The organism is Tenacibaculum sp. MAR_2010_89 (genome assembly GCF_900105985.1).
GTDB classification, from domain to species: Bacteria; Bacteroidota; Bacteroidia; order Flavobacteriales; family Flavobacteriaceae; genus Polaribacter; species Polaribacter halocynthiae.
Window position 1 is genome coordinate 109,370 of the sequence record NZ_FNUB01000004.1, and the last position, 20,075, is coordinate 129,444.

At 29.4% G+C, this 20,075-nt stretch carries 12 protein-coding genes; 8 read left to right on the top strand and 4 right to left on the bottom strand.

Annotated elements, in window-relative coordinates; translation table 11 throughout:
• Positions 1-12: 12 nt before the first annotated feature.
• The 6 genes from BLV71_RS01335 (at position 13) to uvrB (ending at position 11,911) form a co-directional block, all read left to right on the top strand.
• Positions 13-711: a response regulator transcription factor gene (locus tag BLV71_RS01335; protein ID WP_093868803.1), complete on the top strand. Its 699-nt coding sequence runs from the start codon at positions 13-15 to the stop codon at positions 709-711.
• A gap of 110 nt (positions 712-821) precedes the next feature.
• Entirely contained in the window at positions 822-1,718 is an 897-nt protein-coding gene (locus tag BLV71_RS01340; protein ID WP_093868804.1) for an ABC transporter ATP-binding protein, read from the top strand.
• A 16-nt stretch (positions 1,719-1,734) separates the two neighbouring features.
• Positions 1,735-2,571, top strand: a complete 837-nt coding sequence (locus tag BLV71_RS01345; protein WP_093868805.1) for an ABC transporter permease — start codon at positions 1,735-1,737, stop codon at positions 2,569-2,571.
• Between the two features lie 49 nt (positions 2,572-2,620).
• On the top strand, positions 2,621-7,144 hold the full coding sequence (locus BLV71_RS01350) for a T9SS type B sorting domain-containing protein (protein ID WP_093868806.1): 4,524 nt from the start codon (positions 2,621-2,623) through the stop codon (positions 7,142-7,144).
• 131 nt (positions 7,145-7,275) lie between these two features.
• The gene (locus tag BLV71_RS01355; RefSeq protein WP_176974325.1) at positions 7,276-9,897 is read left to right on the top strand and encodes a T9SS type B sorting domain-containing protein; all 2,622 of its coding nucleotides are present in this window, start codon (positions 7,276-7,278) and stop codon (positions 9,895-9,897) included.
• Positions 9,898-9,922: 25 nt separating this feature from the next.
• Positions 9,923-11,911, top strand: a complete 1,989-nt coding sequence (uvrB, locus tag BLV71_RS01360; protein ID WP_093868808.1) for an excinuclease ABC subunit UvrB — start codon at positions 9,923-9,925, stop codon at positions 11,909-11,911.
• 123 nt (positions 11,912-12,034) lie between these two features.
• Here the strand turns inward: uvrB and sucC are convergent, their stop codons facing one another.
• Positions 12,035-13,231 carry an ADP-forming succinate--CoA ligase subunit beta gene (gene sucC / locus BLV71_RS01365; RefSeq protein WP_093868809.1) on the bottom strand — a complete coding sequence of 399 codons (1,197 nt, stop codon included), beginning with the start codon at positions 13,229-13,231 and terminating at the stop codon, positions 12,035-12,037.
• 242 nt (positions 13,232-13,473) lie between these two features.
• On the opposite strand from sucC, the gene BLV71_RS01370 reads away from it, so the two are divergent.
• Together BLV71_RS01370 and BLV71_RS01375 are read left to right on the top strand one after the other, a co-directional pair.
• Entirely contained in the window at positions 13,474-15,957 is a 2,484-nt protein-coding gene (locus BLV71_RS01370; RefSeq protein ID WP_093868810.1) for a DUF5916 domain-containing protein, read from the top strand.
• A 92-nt stretch (positions 15,958-16,049) separates the two neighbouring features.
• Positions 16,050-16,709: an ABC transporter ATP-binding protein gene (locus BLV71_RS01375; RefSeq protein ID WP_093868811.1), complete on the top strand. Its 660-nt coding sequence runs from the start codon at positions 16,050-16,052 to the stop codon at positions 16,707-16,709.
• Between the two features lie 285 nt (positions 16,710-16,994).
• Here the strand turns inward: BLV71_RS01375 and BLV71_RS01380 are convergent, their stop codons facing one another.
• The 3 genes from BLV71_RS01380 to BLV71_RS01390 form a co-directional block, all read right to left on the bottom strand.
• Positions 16,995-17,396, bottom strand: coding sequence for a hypothetical protein (locus tag BLV71_RS01380; RefSeq protein ID WP_093868812.1), 402 nt, complete (start codon positions 17,394-17,396; stop codon positions 16,995-16,997).
• Positions 17,397-17,741: 345 nt separating this feature from the next.
• Positions 17,742-18,494 carry a LytR/AlgR family response regulator transcription factor gene (locus BLV71_RS01385; RefSeq protein WP_093868813.1) on the bottom strand — a complete coding sequence of 251 codons (753 nt, stop codon included), beginning with the start codon at positions 18,492-18,494 and terminating at the stop codon, positions 17,742-17,744.
• On the bottom strand, positions 18,487-19,995 hold the full coding sequence (locus tag BLV71_RS01390; RefSeq protein ID WP_143032745.1) for a tetratricopeptide repeat-containing sensor histidine kinase: 1,509 nt from the start codon (positions 19,993-19,995) through the stop codon (positions 18,487-18,489). The genes BLV71_RS01385 and BLV71_RS01390 overlap by 8 nt, the downstream gene beginning before the upstream one ends.
• Positions 19,996-20,075 lie beyond the last annotated feature (80 nt).

Sequence of the window (20,075 nt, forward strand, 5' to 3'; positions counted from 1 at the left end):
TGAAAGGATACAATGGGAAGTAAAAAAATTCTATTAGTAGAAGACGATCCAAATTTTGGAACCGTTCTTAAAGATTATTTAGCCCTTAACGATTACAATGTAACTCACGCTAAGGATGGAATTGACGGATTAATAATGTTTAAAAATGCAGAGTATGATTTGTGTATTTTAGATGTTATGATGCCTAGAAAAGATGGATTTTCTTTAGCAGAAGATATTCGTACAACGAATAAAGAAATTCCTATTATTTTTTTAACAGCAAAAACATTAAAAGAAGATGTTTTAAGAGGTTATCAAGTGGGGGCTGATGATTACTTAAATAAACCTTTTGATTCAGAAGTTTTATTGCATAAAATAAAGGCAATATTACAACGTAAAGAAAATGAAAAGTCAACAGAAAGTGAAGAATTTGAATTTAAGATTGGTAAATTTGACTTTAACTCAAAACTTCGTCATTTAATTTTCAATCAAGGTGAAGCGCAGAAACTATCGCCTAAAGAAAGTAAACTTCTTAGAATGTTAGCTATTCATAAAAATGATTTAATGCCTAGAGAATTAGCATTAACTAAAATATGGAGAGATGATAATTATTTCACATCACGAAGTATGGATGTATATATTGCTAAACTTAGAAAGTATCTAAAAAGTGATGAACATGTTGAAATATTAAATATTCATGGTGAAGGTTTTAGGTTAATAGATAAATCATAACTTTTCACAAAGAAAATAAAAAAAGCTTCCTTATATTAGGAAGCTTTTTTATTTGTAACAAAAAACAATAATAATCGTCATATAATTATAACTAACAAAAACCAAACAATTTGGAAACCATCTTATCTATTAAAGATTTAAACAAAAATTACGGAAAAATACAAGCCGTTAAAAATTTATCTTTTGATATTATAAAAGGTAACATTTATGGTATTTTAGGTCCTAACGGAAGTGGAAAATCAACAACTTTAGGTATTATACTAAATGTAGTAAATAGAACTTCAGGATCATTTAGCTGGTTTAATGGCAACATATCTACACACAAAGCATTAAAAAAAGTTGGAGCTATTATAGAGCGCCCTAATTTTTACCCATATATGACTGCCCGTCAAAATTTACAATTGATTTGCCAAATAAAGGGTGTTTCCTATGATAAAATAAATGACACCTTAGAAACTGTAAATTTATTTGAGAGAAAAGATGATAAATTTAGGACATATTCATTAGGTATGAAGCAACGTTTAGCTATAGCATCAGCCTTATTAAATGATCCTGAAATATTAATTTTAGATGAACCTACTAACGGGCTAGACCCTCAAGGAATTCATGAAATTCGCCAAATAATAAAAAAAATAGCCGAAAACGGAACCACCATATTACTAGCATCTCACCTACTTGATGAAGTAGAAAAAGTATGCACACACGTTATTGTTTTGCAGAAAGGAGAAAAATTATATAGCGGAAGAGTTGAAACAATGGTTGCCTCTAATGGTATTATAGAAATTAAAACAGAAGAAAATATTGAAAACACTATAAATGTTCTTAAAAACTACCATGAAACTGCAAGTGTTAATGTAGATGGAGATTTGATTATTGTTCAACTAGAGAATGATATTTCTTCAGCGACTCTTAATAAATATTTATTTGAGAATAACATAACTATATCTCACCTTGTAAAACGCAAGCCTAGCTTAGAACAACAGTTTCTAGATTTAACCAACAACTAAAACAAACCATCTACATATGTTTCGTCTTTTAAACATTGAATTTCATAAATTAAAACATAACAAAGCCAGTAGAGTATTATCTATTATTTATTTTGGCTTACTAACCTCTATTGCTCTAATAGCTGCTATAAAATTTAATATCGGTACTTTCAAGCTTCATTTAGCTGAGCAAGGAATTTTTAACTTCCCATATATCTGGCACTTTAATACTTTTACTGCTTCAATATTCAAATTTTTTCTATTACTCGTTATCGTTTCAATGATGGCTAATGAATATAGCTATAAAACGCTAAAACAAAATCTTATAGATGGTTTAAGCAAAAAAGAGTTTATTCTTTCAAAATTCTATGCTGTTGTAACTTTTGCCTTTATTTCTACTATTTTTGTTTTTATTGTTTCTATTGTTTTAGGATTAATTTATTCTGATTTCAATGAACTTTCTATCATTTTTTCAGATTTAGAGTACTTGGTTGCTTTCTTTGTTAAATTGGTTGGTTTTTTCTCTTTTGGATTATTCTTGGGGATTTTGATAAAAAGATCCGCTTTTGCAGTCGGAGCTATGATTGTTTGGTATTTAACAGAATGGTTAATTTATGGTGTTTTAGGCTGGAAAGTTGTTTCTAACTGGGATACAGCTCAAAGCATTAAGAATTTCTTACCACTAGAGTCTATGCAAAATCTTATAATTGAACCAGGTTCAAGATTAGGTGCTGTAAAATCTATCGCAAGTCAAATAGGGCAAAACTTCACAAAAGATTACTCTGTTAGCTTCACAAATATTTTAATTGTACTGGCATGGAGTGGTATTTTTATCTATGCTTCGTTCATTTTGTTAAAAAAACGGGATTTATAGAGGGTTTTAAGTAACTTAGTTGTTATATATTAGCAAGAAATTATTTAGAATGAAAAAACTACTTATCCTATTTACATTTTTAACTACTTTTTTAACATATTCACAAAAAGAAGCTAATATTTGGTATTTTGGTGAAAACGCCGGATTAGATTTTAATACTACACCACCTACTGCTGTTACTAACGGTGCTTTGAGCACATTAGAAGGATGTTCTTCTTTTGCTGATGCAAGCGGGAAATTATTATTTTATTCTGACGGAATAACCGTATGGGATAAAAATCATGCTATTATGAAATATAGTACTGGTAACCTTGCTAATGATTTAAAAGGTAACCCATCTAGTAGTCAGTCAGGTATGATTATACCCAAACCAAATTCAGCAAATATTTATTATTTATTTACTGTTGATGATGGCCCTGTTATTGATTTCACAACTGGTTCTGTTATTGACCCTGGAAAAGGGTTTAATGTATATACGATTGATATGTCATTAAACGGTGGTAATGGTGAAGTAACTGGGCCTGGAAGGGATTTGTCTGTTGGTAAATTTAATGATTTTACCGAGAAAGTTGCTGCTGTAAGAGGAAGTGAATGTAATACCTTTTGGATTGTTTCAACAACCGACAATCAGTTTTACGCTTATAAAATTGATAAAAATGGTATTGGAGCTGCACCTGTAATATCTAATATAAGTAATAACTTAACAAGAAGAGGTTACCTTAAACTATCTCCTGACGGAACTAAATTAGCTATTGCTAATCAAGGTAACAGACAAGCTTTATTATATTCTTTTAATAATACTACTGGACAAGTTTCAAATGATGGGGTTATCCTTACTACCAATTTTGATGGTCAGCCTTATGGTGTTGAATTTTCAAGAAGTTCTAAAAAACTATACATATCAACAACAAGTGCTTTTACTGATAATTTATCATCTCCTAGTACCTATACTCTTTTTCAATTTGATTTAACTCAAACTAATATACCTGGCTCTAAACAAAGAATACATCAACAAAATGGTTTTAGAGGAGCTCTTCAATTAGCAGGTAATGGAAAAATATATGCTACTATTCCGCAAACATATAGTAATCCTTTAGGTTTTGCTACTCATTTAGATGTTATTGAAAATCCAGATGCTGCTGCAGCTGATGTAACTTTCACTAAAGATGCTATAGATTTAAAAGGGAAAAAATCTACTCAAGGTTTACCTCCTTTCATTTCATCATTACTTTTACCTATAGAAATTAAAGACCAAGTAACAGGTACTCCTGTAAATGACAAAACATTACAGTTTTGTATTGGAGATACTAAAACTATAGCTCCTGATCCAGTAACAGGAAGTGGTATAACGTATGCTTGGACTTTTAATAACGGTACAACTACCACAAATGTATCAAGTGCTATTTCTTTAAACTTAACTAATATCGCCCTTACAGATGCTGGTGAATATAAACTTATTGTTACATTAATTGATAAATGTGGAAATAAAGTAGAACAAGAAGGTATTTTTAAAGTTGAAGTTTATGAAGCTACATCTGCGACTAAACCTAGTGATATTAATTTTTGTGATGTAGATAAAGATGGTTTAAATTCTTTTGATTTACAAAAAGACGTAACACCTCAAGTTCTTAATGGTCAAAGCGCAACTACTTTTGAAGTCGCTTATTTTTTATCTCAAGCTGATGCAGATAATAATGCTAATGCACTTACTAACCCTTATACAAACCCTACTCCATTTAGTAGCCAAACTATATATGCTAGAATGCATAACAAATCGGCACCAAATGCATGTTATGATGTAAAAACTTTTGCTCTTAATGTAACAGGTAAACCAACACCACAAACACCTGTAAACTACCAAGCTTGTGATGATACTGTTAGTGGTGGTGACATTGATGGTTTTTATAATAATTTTATTTTAAACACAAAAGACACTGAGGTATTAGGTAGTTTAAATCCTTTAACATATTCTGTTTCTTACCATAAAACACTAATTGGAGCTCAAACTGATAACACAACAGATGTTATTAATAAAAATACTCCTTACAGAAATGAAACAATAAATAATCAAACTATTTATGTAAGAGTAGAAAACAACAGTAATAGTTTATGTAATGATTCTTCAGTTACTTTTAATCTTGTTGTTAATGCATTACCTACAATTAATAATGTTGTTGAATTAAAACAATGTGATAATGATACTGATGCCTTTGCTGATTTTAATTTAGAAGAAGCTCGAAGTGATATATCAAGTAATTTCAATAATGAAGTTTTTGTTTTTTATGAATCATTAAATGATGCTCAAAACAATAATAATCCTATAACCACTCCTACTGTTTATAGAAACAAAACAGTTACTTCTGATAAAGTTTGGGCAACAATAACAAATACTAATGGCTGTAGAAGAATTTCTGAAGTAAACTTAACTGTATCTACAACTGGTATTCCTACAACATTTCAAAGAACTTTCAACACGTGTGATGATTTCTTAGATATTAATGGAAATAACAATATTAATAATAATGATACTGATGGTGTTTCTTCTTTTAATTTCAGTTCTATAGATACTGAAATAAGAAATTTATTTACCGCTACTGGTCAAAAAATTAATGTTACTTATTATAGAAATGAAGCAGATGCTGCTGCAGAAAAAAATGCAATCCCAGATATTTCTAATTATAGAAATATAGGCTATGCTAATACTCAAAACATATATGTCCGTGTAGATAGTGATCTAGATAATGATTGTTTAGGCTTTGGGCATCATATAACATTAAATGTAAACCCTACTCCAACTGCCAATATTGTTAGTGACATAGAACTATGTGACGATTTTGTAAGTGGTGCTTTTGATGATGGTGTAAATATTAATATTAACCTTAGAAATAAAGTTAGTGCAATATTAGGTACACAATCTCCATTAAATTATACAGTTACTTTTCATACAACTGCAGCAGATGCTAATTCTGGAGCGAATCCTATTTTAAATGATACTAGTTACACTAATACAACTAGAGATAAACAAACTATTTATGTTAGAGTTCGAAACAATGCAGCTAACTGTTTTAATGATCATACTAAGTTTGATATTATAATACACCCTTTACCTACAATTTCTAATGCTATACCTAATCTAGAAGTTTGTGATGTACCAACAGCTAGCGATAGTGATTCTAGAAATAGAATAGCACAAAATATATCTTTAGGAGATAGAGATGTAGATGTTTTAAATGGAAGAGCTGCCAGTCAATACGATGTTAGCTACCATAAAACAAGACAAGATGCAATAGATGGTGTTAGACCTTTATCTAAAACTAATTATGCAAATGATCCAGCAACTACTAGCTTCCCTGCTAACCTTGCAAGTGATGATCCAGCTACAGAAATAGTTTTTATTAGCATTCTAAACAAAACTACTGGATGTAGATACGGAATAGCAACTCTTCAATTGGTTATTCATCCTGAACCTAATATTCCTGTTAGTATTAATAATTATGTAGACTGTGATAATAATTCAGATGTAGCTAATGATGATACTAATGGAATTAATGGAGATATTACATTAAAAAATAAAACTTCAGAAATTTTAACTAACTACCCTGTTGCTGACCATAATAAATTCTCAATAACTTTCCATGAAAGTTTAGCTGACGCTCAATCAGGAAGTAATTCTTTAAATGAAAATAAATATCAAAACACCTCGAACAATCAAACAATTTATGTTCGTGTAGTTAATAATCAAACTAAATGTGTACATGATGATTTAACGTTTAATATAATTATTAATCCTTTACCTTTCTTCACTGTTGATTCACCTGTAATTGTTTGTTTAAACGCTCCACAAACTCGTTTAGAGCCAATAAACCCAGTTGCCACCTATGATTATGAATGGGTAGTAAAAGGAAGCAGTACTGTTTTAAGTAGTGTAGCCTTTCTAGATGTTACAAAAGGAGGTACTTATGTTGTTACTGCAACTATGAAAGATGGTACTGGATGTAAAAGAAGTAGAGAAATTATTGTAAATGAATCAATCAATCCAACTTTAAAAGAAGAGGATATTGTAATAGTTGATGACACCAATAATAATGGGTTAGATACCTACTCTATTAAAATAATTACTGAAAATAATAATCTAGGTATAGGTGATTATCAATTTGCTTTAGTAAATGAAAAAGGAGATCAAACTGCTTTTCAAGATGAAGCTATTTTTAAGAATATTACTGGAGGTATATATACAGTTCTTGTTAATGATAAAAATGGATGTGTTCCTGATGCTACATTAGACGTTTCTGTTATTCAATACCCAAAATTCTTAACTCCAAATAATGATGGGTATAATGACACTTGGAAAATTAAAGGAGCTAATTCAAGCTTCTATCCATCAAGTAACATTTATGTTTTTGATAGATATGGTAAATCTGTAGCTATTATTCCTATAGATGGAGAAGGATGGGATGGCACATACAATGGCAAGGTTCTTCCTTCAAATGATTACTGGTTTAAAATACAACTCGTTGATAGAAAAGGAAAAACACACTTACATAACGGGCATTTTTCTTTACTAAGAAAATAATTATTAAATTAGCTGGTGGAGTTTTCACCAGCTAATTTGTTATGAGGGGTATAAGTATATTATTTTTTTTTATATGTTCTTTTTGCTATGCTCAAAAAGAAACAAACAATTGGGTATTTGGTAAAAAAGTAATGTTGAACTTTCCAACCTTACCAAATGTATCACCAACAGCATCTTTTGATAGTGGCTTAATAGCAATTGCTGGTAGCTCAAGTATATCAAATAAAAAAGGTGAATTACTACTATATACTGATGGAGTAGCAGTTTGGAACAAAAAAAATAAAATCATTCCTACCAACGGTCTTTTATTTGGAGACAATGAAATGGCTCAACCAACAATTATTATCCCTAAACCTGGTGATGATTCTATATTTTATATCATAACAGTAAAATCATTTTTAGATGTTGGTCCTCCAGATATTCCAATTCCAGTAATTAATCCAGGGTTGTATTATACTGAAATCGATATTTCTAAAAACGACGGTACTGTTGTAATTAAGAATCAAACCCTTTTACCTTTTGAGGTTGGTAAAATATCTGCAGTACATCATAAAGATGGTGAATCCATATGGTTTACTACTTCAGGTAGAGAAAAAGAAACAGACAAATTTTTATCTTTTTACAGTTTTAAAATAGATAAGTCAGGAATTATTAAAACACCTGTAGTTTCTAAAAAATTAAGGTACGAAGGTGATTTTAACGGTACTTTAAAATTTTCTCCTGATGGAAAAAAATTAGCTTCAAGTAACTTAGAGAAAGAATTGGTTTTTTTTGACTTTGATAATGAAACAGGAATAGTTAGCAATAAACAAAACTTGATAAAATCTTCTGTTTTCTTTGACCAACCAAGTGTTTATGGATTAGAATTCTCAAACGATTCTAAACTCTTATACACAACTTCTTTCAATAAAAACACTAATACTGAAACATTATTTCAATATGAATTAGACAATTTACACCCAACAGAAAGAATAAAAAAAATTCATACTAAAAATCAAAATGGTTATACAAGTTTACAACTAAGTCATAATTCAAAAATATACAAAACTCAAACACGCCCAAATAATAAATCAGGTGATTATTTAGATGTTATTAATGCTCCTGATAAAATAGGACTAGACGCTAATTTTAAAACAAAAGTTATATCTATAAAGGATAAATCTGGAACAGGATTACCTAATTTCATACAATCTTATTTTAGAACTCGAATTTTAAATGAGCAAAGTTGTGTGAACCAATTAATTGATTTTGAAGTTGATACTTATTCAAAAATTACAGCAGCTATTTGGGATTTTGGGGACGGAAATACTTCTAATAATATATTACCTCAATATGCATATTCATCTCCTGGAAACTATAATGTAAAGGTTACTATTACAATTAATAGTAGACAAATAACGACATTCAAAGACATTGTAATCCACCCTAACCCAACACTACTAAAAAATCAAAAACTAATACAGTGCGATGTAAATAATGATGGTGTTGATTATTTCAATTTATATAATATTAATCATAAAATTTCTCAACCAGGTAGTGATTTAACATATCATTTTTATGAAACTAAAGCAGATGCAGAAAAAGATACTAATAGAATTACTACTCCTGAAAGCTATCAAAACAAAACAAATCCACAGTTAATATTCACTAGAGCTATAAATAAAAACGACTGTTATTCAATTGAAACTTTTAGTATTGAATCTTCATTTGTAAATATACCAGCTATAAACCCTATGATAGTTTGTGAAGATTCAGATGGAATAATTAATAATAACATAGGATTATTTAATATTAAAGCTAAAAAAGATGAAATCAGAAAGCTTTTAAGCTTACCTAGCTCTTCAAGTTTAGATTTATTTCCAACGCTAAAAGATGCGCAAACAACTACAAATAAGCTTGATGATTCTATAAACACTACTTCAACTAAAATATGGTTAAGAATAGACAATTCAATTGGATGTGGTGGTATAAATTTTATTGATTTAATCGTTAATTCTACACCACAAATCAATTTACAAAATGAATATACATTGTGTATAGACCCTAAAAAACACACTCCAATAATTTTGAGTGCAAATTCAACGAATGATAAATTTGAATGGAAAAACGCAAATAACAATATTATTTCAACTAATAGACTATTTACTTTAAACAGAGTAGGGAAATTCTCCTTAACTGTATATAAAACAGAAAATGGTATAGAATGTTCGAACTCAAAAAGTTTTATGGTTGTCAATCCTAAAAAACCAATTATAAAAAATCTAGAAATTAATACTGAAAATAGTCTTAATAATTTTATTAATATAGAAGTTGAAGGAACTAGTTCTTATGAATATTCTATTGATGGGCAAAACTACTTTGGCAACAACACAAATTATACTTTTAATAATGTTTCTCCAGGTATTAAAACCATATATGTAAGAGATATTAATAATTGTGAACCTTCAATTCAAAAAGAAGTTTCTATTATAGGTTTTCCTAAATTTTTAACTCCAAATAATGATGGTGAAAATGATGTCTGGATTATTTATGGAGCTAACAATGATTTCTTTAAAACTATAGATATAACCATTTTTAATAGGTTTGGAAAAATTCTTCATAAAATGAATAATAATAATGCTGAATTAGGATGGGAAGGTACTTATAATGGAAAAACATTACCTTCAGATGGATACTGGTATAAAGCAAAACTTATTGATTATAAAGATAAAGTTATTGAAAAAACAGGAAACATAAGTCTTATAAGAAAATAGAGTAAACAATCCGTATTTTTGCTGTATGAACTTTGATTTAAAATCTGAATTTAAGCCTACTGGCGATCAACCTCAAGCAATTAAGCAGTTAGTAAACGGAATTATTACTAATGAAAAATACCAAACCTTATTAGGTGTTACTGGTTCCGGTAAAACATTTTCTATAGCCAATGTTGTTGCTGAAGTAAATAGACCAACTCTTGTTTTAGCACATAATAAAACATTGGCTGCTCAGTTATATTCAGAGTTTAAGCAATTTTTCCCTAACAACGCTGTAGAATATTTTGTTTCTTATTACGATTATTATCAACCTGAAGCTTACATTCCTGTAACTGGAACTTATATAGAAAAAGACCTCTCTATTAATGATGAAATTGAACGTTTAAGAATAAGTACTTCTTCTTCACTTCTTTCAGGTCGTAGAGATGTTCTTGTTGTTGCATCAGTTTCTTGTTTATATGGTATTGGTAATCCTAATGAGTTTAAGAAAAATGTTATTCCTATTAAAGTAGATCAGCAAATTTCTAGAACAAAATTCTTACATCAATTAGTCACCAGTTTATACGCTCGTACCGAAATAGAAATAAAAAGTGGAACTTTTAAAGTAAAAGGAGATGTTGTTACAATTTATCCTTCTTATGGTGATAGTGGATATCGTGTACACTTTTTTGGAGATGAAATAGAAGAAATAGAAACCTTCGACATAGAAGGCAATCAAGTAATTGATAAATTAGAAGAACTAACTATTTACCCAGCTAATTTATTTGTTACCTCTCCTGATGTTTTACAAAATGCCATTCATAAAATACAAGATGATATGGTAAAACAAGTAGATTATTTCAAAGAAATAGGAAAACATTTAGAAGCTAAACGGTTAAAAGAGAGAACAGAATTTGATTTAGAAATGATTCGTGAATTAGGATACTGTTCTGGTATTGAAAACTATTCTCGTTACTTAGATGGAAGAGATCCAGGAACTCGCCCATTCTGTTTATTAGATTATTTCCCTGAAGATTATTTGATGGTTATTGACGAAAGTCACGTTACGATTCCACAAACTCATGCAATGTATGGTGGAGATAGAAGTAGAAAAGAAAACTTAGTTGAATATGGTTTTCGATTACCTGCAGCTATGGACAATCGACCATTAAAATTTGACGAATTAGAAGCTTTACAAAATCAAGTAATTTATGTTTCTGCTACACCAGCTGACTATGAATTACAGAAAACAGAAGGAATTTTTGTTGAACAAGTAATTAGACCCACTGGATTATTAGATCCAGAAATAGAAGTACGCCCTAGTTTAAATCAAATAGATGATTTAATTGAGGAAATTCAAATACGAGTTGAGAAAGATGAACGTACACTAGTTACTACATTAACAAAACGTATGGCTGAAGAATTAGCTAAATATTTAACCCGAATCCAAGTTAGATGTAGATACATACATTCAGATGTTGACACTTTGGAACGTGTTCAAATAATGCAAGATTTACGAAAAGGAATTTTTGATGTTTTAATTGGAGTTAACTTACTACGTGAAGGATTAGATTTACCAGAAGTTTCTCTTGTTGCCATTTTAGATGCTGACAAAGAAGGTTTTTTAAGAAGTCACCGTTCAATAACTCAAACCGTTGGAAGAGCTGCTCGAAATGTTAATGGAAAAGCTATTATGTATGCTGATAAAGTAACAAATAGTATGCAATTAACAATTGATGAAACAGCTAGAAGAAGAGAGAAACAAGTTAATTACAATACTAAAAACGGAATAACACCAACTCAAATTAATAAAAAGCTAGACAATACTCTTTCTAAAGATACAATTACAACTTATCAGTATGATAATGCCGTTCAAAAAGCTGCTGAACAAGACTTAGAGTATTTACCTAAACAAGAAATAGAAAAACGTATTCGTGAAAAACGAAAACAAATGGAAGAGGCTGCTAAAAATTTAGATTTTTTAGTTGCTGCTCAATTACGTGATGAAATTACTGTTTTAAAAGAAAATTTATAGTTTTATAAAAAGCTATAACAAAAAAAGTGGTTAAAAACTATTAATAGATTAATCAAACAAAAAACGTTTCACAATTAATTGTGAAACGTTTTTTTATATTTAACTAAAAATTAATCTGGTTGATTAAGCGTTTAAAACATCACCAACTTTATCAGCTGCTTCTTGGAACTCAGTTGCTGAGATAATTTCCATTCCACTATTATCAATTAATTCTTTTGCTTCTTTAGCATTTGTTCCTTGTAAACGACAAATAATTGGAACATTAATTTTGTCTCCCATACTTTGGTACGCATCTACAACCCCTTGAGCAACACGATCACAACGAACGATTCCTCCAAAAATGTTTACTAAAATAGCTTTTACATTAGGATCTTTTAAAATAATACCAAAAGCAGTTTCAACACGTTGTGCATCAGCTGTACCTCCAACATCTAAAAAGTTTGCTGGCTCTCCACCTGCTTGCTTAATTAAATCCATAGTACCCATTGCTAATCCAGCTCCGTTAACCATACATCCAACGTTACCGTCTAAATCTACATAGTTTAAACCTGCAGCTTTAGCTTCAACTTCAATTGGATTTTCTTCACGTAAATCACGCATTGCTGCATAATCTTTATGACGATATAATGCGTTTTCGTCTAAGGTAACCTTAGCATCAACTGCCATAATTTTATCATCAGAAGTTTTTAACACTGGGTTAATTTCAAACATTGAAGAATCTGATTTGATGTAAGCAGTATATAATGCTGTTACAAACTTCACCATTTCTTTTAAAGCTCCTCCTGATAATCCTAAGTTAAAGGCTACTTTACGAGCTTGAAAAGGCATCAATCCTAATGCTGGATCAATTTCTTCTGTAAAAATTAAGTGCGGAGTTTCCTCTGCTACAGTTTCTATATCCATACCACCTTCGGTAGAATACATGATCATATTTCTACCAGTCGCACGGTTTAATAAAACCGACATGTAGAATTCATTTGGTTCGCTATCACCAGGATAATATACATCCTCAGCAATTAAAACTTGATTTACCAATTTTCCTTCTGCTGAAGTTTGAGGAGTGATTAACATCATTCCTAAGATATCGTCAGAAATACTTTTTACCTCATCTAAGTTCTTAGCCAACTTAACTCCACCTCCTTTTCCACGACCACCTGCGTGTACTTGTGCTTTTATTACATGCCAACCAGTTCCTGTTTCCTCAGTTAGTTTTTTTGCTGCTTCAACAGCTTCTTCTGGTGTATTTGCTACAATTCCGCGTTGTATACGAACGCCAAAACTGTTTAAAATTTCTTTACCTTGATATTCGTGTAAGTTCATTAGATAAGAATGTTTTTAAAGTCGAACAAAAATACAAATTCAATTCATAATATATTACAATTTATTTTTTATTTTAATCTAATTATTAAAGACACCTATATTGGGTTTCACTTTCACATTTTTTTAACAGTATATCTGTAACGATCATTTTTTTAACAGGTCTTTACAGTAATTAACAGGAATTTATGATTTCTGAGCCTTAAACATAAATAATTTAGCAAAATATTACATACGTTAAACATATGCATAGAATAGCCTTACTCTCATTAGTGTTTTTGATTATTCCCCATAAATCAAGTTCACAAAGTTTAAATAGTAACCGGAAGAAACTTGAAGCCGTAAGAACAACAACTCCTCCAAAAATTGATGGAGTTATTGATGATGAAGCTTGGAAAAGTGCAGAAATAGCTAAAGATTTTGTGATGATGCGCCCAAATAATGGAGAAGCAGAGAAAGATACACACAAAACAGAAGTACGACTATTATATGATAATGAAGCTATCTATATAAGTGCTGTAATGTTTACTCCAGATCCTACAAAAATTCCTGCTGAATTTACCAACAGAGATAACTTTGGAAATTCAGATTTTTTTATGGCTATGATTAACCCTAATGATGATGGTCAAAATTCTTCTATGTTTATTGTAACTGCTTCTGGTGTTCAAATAGACTCGAAAGTATCAAATGGAAATAATGAAGACTATAATTGGAGTGCTGTTTGGAGTAGTGAAATTAAAATTAATGATACAAACTGGACGGTAGAAATGAAAATACCATACAGAGCATTACGTTTCTCTAATGAAAATGTTCAATCTTGGGGAATGAACTTCCATAGAGAAACGAGAAATTTAAATGCACGGTACACTTGGAATCATATAGATAATACTATTGGTAAATGGACGCAATATGATGGATTAGTAGAGAATTTTAAGAATATTAAACCTCCTACTCGATTAAGTTTTTACCCATATGCTTCAGGAACTGTTACTTCAACTAAAAATGAAACAAATGCTGATTGGAGTGTTGGAATGGATATTAAATATGGTATTACCGAAAACTTTACTCTTGATGCTACTTTAATTCCTGATTTTGGCCAAACTGCCTTTGATAATGTATCATTGAACCTTGGTCCTTTTGAGCAACAATTTTCAGAACAACGTCAATTTTTTACTGAAGGGACTGAGTTATTTACAAAAGGCCGTTTATTCTATTCTAGAAGAATTGGATCTAGACCAATTGATCAATTTAATGTTAGTAGTCAATTAAAAAGTAATGAAGAAATAACTGATAAGCCAAACAAAGTTGATATGCTTAATGCTATTAAGATTTCTGGTAGAACTAAAAATGGCTTAGGTATTGGTTTTTTTAATGCTATTACAGATAAAACAGAAGCTACTATTTTAAATAAGGATACTCAAGAAACAAGAAAAGTAGTTACAAACCCTTTTTCAAACTATAACATTCTAGTTTTAGATCAACAATTTAATCAAAACTCTGCAATTACACTTATAAACACTAACGTAACACGTGATGGTAGATTTAGAGATGCGAATGTAACTGGTTTATTATGGCATGTAGAAGATAAGAAAAGTAGGTATAACATTGATGGTTCTTTTAAAATGAGTGCTATTTCTGATGATATAAATAGCCCAAACAATGGATATGCTTTTGATACAAGTATAGGAAAACAATCAGGAAATTGGATTGGTGAAATAGGTTATCAATTTGAAAACAAAGATTACAACCCTAATGATATGGGTATTTTATTTAGCAACAATGAACAAGGTATATACGGCTTTGCTAGATATAGAATTTTACAACCTAAAGGAATGTTTAATAGCTATAACATTAGTATGTATTATAATGTTAACTTTTTACATACGCCAGGAACCTATACTGGCTCAAGTGTTAGGTTATCTTTTGGGTCGCAAACAAGAAAACGTTTTGGATTTGGTGGTAATATAAATTATAATACTGTAGGAAAAAATTTCTTTGAACCAAGAGAAGGCTCAACTAGTGGTATTTATTTTAAAACTCCTATGCGCTTAAACCTTAATCACTGGGGATCTACTGATTACAGGAAAAAATTTGCTGTAGATTACAGTTGGTATTACACTTTCTTTAAAGACAATCCTAAAGAAAGTTATGGTTTCCGTTTTTCTCCTAGATATCGTTTTAGCAATCAATTTTCATTAATCTATGGTATACGTTATAACAAAACAAACAGAGAACAAGGTTATGTTACAAAAATTGATGCTGATAATGTTTCTAGTGATCCTGCATTAGCTCCACTTTTAGATGAAATTATTTTTGGAGAACGTGATTGGACTACTTATGACAACTCTTTAACTGGAAAATATAGTTTTAGTACAAAATCAGCTTTATCACTTACTTTCAGACACAACTGGAGTAAGGTTCCTTATCATGATCAATATTATAGTTTAAATAAAAATGATGGAACATTAATTACTAATAATTACAAAAGCAATAACGATAAAAACTTTAATAGCTGGAATCTAGATTTAAATTATGTTTGGCAATTTGCTCCAGGTAGTCAATTAATAGCTTTTTATAGAAATTCAATTAATCCTGATAATGATTTTGCACCTGCTGATATTGATTTTTCTGACAACATAAACCGCCTTTTTAAAGAAGATATGCAACATACATTTTCATTACGATTGGTATACTTTATAGATTATAACAATTTGAAAAATATTTTATAACAGTATTTTTAAAATTTATAAAATCAGATAAACTTTATTAATAGGTTTATCTGATTTCTTTTTTATACATTCGTTTATCTAACATACTATCTATGATTATTGCTAAAAATGTCCATAAAAAATATGGAGATGTTGAAATTTTAAAGGGAGTAAATCTTCATATAAAAAAAGGAGAAATTATTGCTATTGTTGGTCCATCAGGAGCAGGAAAAACAACACTTTTACAAATTTTAGGCACATTAGATAAACCACAGAAAGAAGTTGATTTTCAATTAGAAATTAACGAGACTTCTATAAAAACATTGAGTGATAAAGAAATTTCAGTATTTCGGAACCAACATATTGGGTTTATATTCCAATTTCATCAGTTATTACCTGAATTCACTGCTTTAGAAAATGTCTGTATCCCAGCATTTATAGCTAAAAAAAATAAAATTGAAACAGAAAAAAGAGCTAAAGAATTACTATCTTTTTTAGGGTTATCACATAGAGAGAATCACAAACCAAATGAGTTATCTGGAGGTGAACAACAACGAGTTGCAGTTGCAAGAGCGTTAATAAATAATCCTTCAGTGATTTTTGCTGATGAACCAAGTGGAAACCTTGATTCTACTTCTGCAAAAAACTTACATGATCTTTTTTTCAAGCTTCGTGATAAATTTGGTCAAACTTTTGTCTTAGTTACACATAATCAGGAACTTGCTGAAATGGCAGACAGAAAATTAGTAATGAAAGATGGGGTAATTGTATAAAAGTTGTTTTATATCGAGAACTACTGTTTCGTAATTTACTTTAACATATTTAAAGCTGTCGTTGAAAAACAATCTTAATCTTTTATCTATTCCAAATCCATTTATTCTGGCGCTTCACTTTGTTATTAGAAGAAAAGCAAACAACATTAAAAACTCTATTATTTAAAATACAATACGAGTTGATAAATAAAAAAAGCATCTCTAAAAAGAGATGCTTTATTAATTTAAAAAAATAATTAAGCTGTACTAACTCAGCCAAAACCGAGTCAACAACATTACAACTATTTAATTAGGGTTTACCGAGGTTATAAAAGGATCAAATGTCATTAATTTTCCATTAACTAACAATGTCATCGTATACTGAACATTTGTTCCAGCACTATTAACGTGTCCTCCCCAAACTGCACCATCATGTTGAGGGTATTGCGCAGGTTTTATAAGACCTTCATTTATTGCTTCTCCATGAAAACTATGAATCGATATTGATAGATTTGGATCAATTGATACAACACTCCAAACTATAGTATCACCATTAGTTACTAATGTATGAAGCTCGTCTGTACCTTCACTTTTATTACCGGTCCCCATATAATCATTTGTATCCATCATAAAAACATATTCACCTAAATTACCGCTTTTTATAGCTGCAGCTACGTTTACTGCTGCCAAAATATTTACTTGTGCCATTTTATTCAAAATTTATTTCTTACTCTTTTGGCTTTTCAGATTTCGCCTCGTTTTTTACAGTAGTTCCTGAACTCTACTTTGGTTAGTTTTACAAAAATTAGAAATAGCGCTAGTTTTAATTTCTGGTATAAAACTACTTTGAATAAGCACGAAAAAACGAAGTATTGACATGAAGTAAGAAATATACTACATGAAATAGTGTTCTACTATGTTTTAAAAAGAATAGATACCTCTGTAAAATAAATGAGAAACAAACTAATTTGTTAATTAACGAGAAAGGCTAACTCTTTTTATGTATTGTATACGTAATGGTTTGAGAATATAATGGTTAAAGAACTTTAGAATTTATTTTAAAATACTCTCTTTTTTAATAATTCCTTTATATTTTTCGCTTAGAGTAATTTTATGATTACCTGATAATACAATTAAGTTATCATTTGGAAAAATCTCTTCTATTTTTTGAATGTTAGCTACAAAATTTCTACTAACTCTACTAAACATAGTTTTGTCTAGTAACTCTAATATTTTGGTTAATGAAATTAAAATCACAAATTTTCCTTTTTCTGTAATAATATTACAATAACGTCCCTCTACTTCAATAAAAATAATTTCAGAAATGAGTATTTTTTTTAACGATCTACCTTTTTGTATATACAAGTGTTCTTTAGTTACAACTGTATCTTGCTTTTCGTCTGTAAATACATTTTTCTGTTCATAAAACTTCTCAACAGCCAAATGAATAGAAAACAAAATTTCTAACTCATTAAACGGTTTTATCATATAATTGAATGGCATAGTTAATTTTGCTCTTTCAAAAATTTCTTTATCTGTAGAACTAGTTAAAAATAAAAAAGGTCTTTTATTTGTATGATGAAGCTCATTAATAGTTTCTGCAAATAAAATACCTTCAGGATCTTCCCCTAAAAAAACATCTATAATTACCAAATCAATGTCTTTTCTGTTTAGATATATAGCCAATGCTTCTTTAAAATTTTTAGCAACATCAACTATATTATAATCATTAGCTTCTAACACATCTACGAGTGCTTCACTTTCTATCGGATTATCTTCTACAATAAGTACATTTAAACTATTCATTAATAAAAGGTTTAGGTAAAGATACAATCATTTTTGTTCCTTTTCCTAATTCACTTTCTACTAAAATTCTACCATTATTTTTTTTAATCATAGATTTACAAAGTTGAAAACCTAATCCTGAACCTATAATTTCTTTATTCTCTTTTTCACTTATAGCAATAGTATCTTTTTGAAGTTGCAATACAGTTTTTTCACTCATTCCTATTCCTGAATCTTCCACAACTATATCTAAAAAACCTTCTTTTGATGTTTCTATGTAGATCTTAATCTTATCATTAGGTTCAGAAAACTTAATAGCATTATCTAATAAGTTTCTCAAAATAATTTTCAGAGATTCTTGATCTGCAAGAACTTTAGCCGATTTAGAAATTGTACTTTCAAAGTGCAACTCCTTTTCCTTTATGAATGGTAAGTAGTTATACACCAAATGCTCTACAGCAAAAAACAAATGCATTTCTTTAATTTCAAAATATGACTGTTTGGTTTGTAGTAATGCCCAATTCAGTAAATTATCTAACAAATTATAAGCACTACCTACTATAGCACTGTTTTTTTGCAGTAACTCATATACAACGTTTATATTTTGTGCCTTTAAATTATTAATTAACTTTTTATTACTAAGTTTCAGTGTGTTTACGGAAGAACGTAAATCATGACTTACAATAGAAAATAATTTATCTTTTGTTGCATTCAAGTCATTTAACCGCTTATTTTGTTCTCCTATAATTTTTTTAGATTTAATATTTTTTCTAAAAAAATAAATTATAATAGATAGTAATACTACTAACGATATAACAGTGTATAAAATTCTACTTATTTCTGCAGTTTTAGCTCTATTTTCTATTTGTAAAACATTTACTTCTTGTTGTTTTTGTTGTACAGCATGTTTTTTTTCTAATTGAGCCGTTTCCCATATTCTATTTTGATTGTTTAAAGAATCTTTCCATTTTTCGTATTCCTTTCTATATTTTAATGCAGCTGTTAAGTTTTTTCTATTTTCTTCTACTACAGCCATATTTTTAGCCATTTTCCCTTTAGTTTCAAAATCTTGAACATCCTTTGAAAGTAAATACGCTTTTTTATAAAAAGGAATTGCTATTGCATCTTTATATTGTGCATAATATAAGTTACCAATATCTGCATAAGAGCTTATTAACCGAAAGGTATCTTTCTTTCTTTTTATAATATTTATACTTTTTGTTAAGTAAAATTCTGCTTTTTTATATTTATTTAAATGAAAATAACTGACTCCCATATTATGAAAAATGCTACTTTTTTTAACACCTATAACAGCATCTGATTTTAATGATTCAATTTTTTTAAAGTAAGAAATTGCTTTATGATATTCTTCTTGCTCTACAGCTATTTCTGCTAAATACATAGCTATTCTATCATAGAAATAAAAGCTTTTTTTTATAATAGAAAACTCTCTTTTTGCTTCTTCAAATATTCTCTTTTTTTTTAAACTATACCCTCTAAAAAAATGGGTGTAGTTATTCAATTCAGTGTTTTTTGTTTTAACATTTAACAACTTAGCTGTGTATATTAAGGTAGAATCCCACTTTTTTTCTAAAAAAAATG